1 protein-coding gene is annotated in these 1,553 nt (G+C 66.5%); it reads right to left on the bottom strand.

Annotated features, from left to right (window positions below; all coding sequences use genetic code 11):
* Positions 1 to 1,553 (bottom strand): hypothetical protein (locus tag Q7W29_00095; GenBank protein MDO9170213.1); only part of this gene is annotated, 1,553 nt, incomplete at both ends.

The following is a 1,553-nucleotide window of genomic DNA, read 5'->3' as shown; positions in this document are numbered from 1 at the left end:
TACCAGCCGGCCGTGTCGATTATTCCCGCCCAGCCGAGGCTCGATCCGTCGATGCCGGCACTGCTGGCCTTGGTGTCGAAGGCGATGAAGCCGTTCACGGCAACCGAGCGCGCCCCGATGATGCCGACCTTGGACCGGTCGTTGATGTCGTTCGTCGCGTCGATGTCAGGAAGCTCGTCGAAGGTACCGCTGCTGTTGGGTTCCTTCTTCAGTACCGCGATCTTGACGTCGTTGTTGCCGTCGAGCGGTGCGCGGAACGTCACCGTGCCGCCGCTCAGGCCACCCCTGCTGCCGCCGGAGACGTTGATCTGCGTGCCCTGCTGCAGGAAGATTTTCGACTTCGCAGCCCAGCTGATGCCGATGGTGACGTCGCCGCCGCGCTCGTCGGCGTTGGTGGTGGATGCGTCGATCACGCCGCTGCCGGCCAGCAAGACCGAATTGGCAGCATAGAGCCCAACCCGTCCGCCGGCACGGCCGCTGCCGTCGAGCGTGTCACCGCCATGGCCGGTCGCGTCGATCCGGCCACGAATCTTGATCTGGCCAAATTGCTGGCTGGGATCGTTGCCCCAGGTGGTGTCGTCGGCCGTCAGCGTGACGGCGTGGGCTTTGAGCGTGTGGTTTTCCGAAAGTTCGAGGTTTCCGGTCCGCGTGCGTATATCGATCGCGCCAAAGACACCGCCGTCGAACAGCCGGTCGGCCAGCGAGGTCAGATCGGCCGAGCCCTTGACGTCGAGCTTGAACCGGCCGCCGAGGCCGGGGCCGCCGGCGCCGAGCAATTTGCCGTCGAACGTCGCATTGCCGTTGAGCGCGGTTGCCTCGATCTCGCCGCCATAGCCGAACCGGTTACCGGATTCATCGGCCGGCTGCGCCACGTCGATGATGCTGAGCGTATCGGCGTAGATGCTGCCGTTGTCGGATTTGAGCACGACCTTGCCGCCCGACAGGTAGGTGTCGACGTCGAGCAGCGACTTCTTGTAGCCGCCGGCGGCAAGATAGGCGCGCGATGTCAGCCGCACGTCCGCCGCCGTGGCATTGAGCGTGATGGTGCCGGCCTGCGCCTGCATAATGCCGCTGATCAGGATGTCCGCGCCCGTGAGCGACAGTTTGCCGCCCGTCTCGGCGCTGTCGGCGGGCCGCCGCGGCAGCGACGGATCGCGCTGCAGGATGTCCGACAGCACGATGTTGCCGCTCGTCGTGACCGCGAACGAGCCGCCGCCCGACGCGGTGGCTCCGCCGACGAGGACGTTCTGGGTCGCCAAATAGAGATTGACGACGTCGGCGCCCGCACCGAGCGTGAGACTGCCGGGACCGGCGACGAATATCCGGTTGGCCGCGGTCATGTTGACCTCGCCATAGCCCAGGATCTTTTGCGTGCCGCCGCCGAGGACGATCTCGGAAGCATTCAGAGTGAGCGTATGGGCGCTGCCGTTCGCGGGCACGCCGACCGAAGTGCTCGCCGCGCCGGTGTTGACCAGCGTAATCGCGCTGTCATTGCCGCTCACGGACAGGGTGGCGTTTGCCGCGTTGCCGGCGCGGACCACCGCTGCGGCGTC

The organism is bacterium (genome assembly GCA_030654305.1).
Lineage (GTDB): Bacteria > Krumholzibacteriota > Krumholzibacteriia > LZORAL124-64-63 > LZORAL124-64-63 > PNOJ01.
The sequence above is the reverse complement of the archived record's forward strand: the minus strand, read 5'-3'. Positions and strand labels throughout refer to the sequence as shown.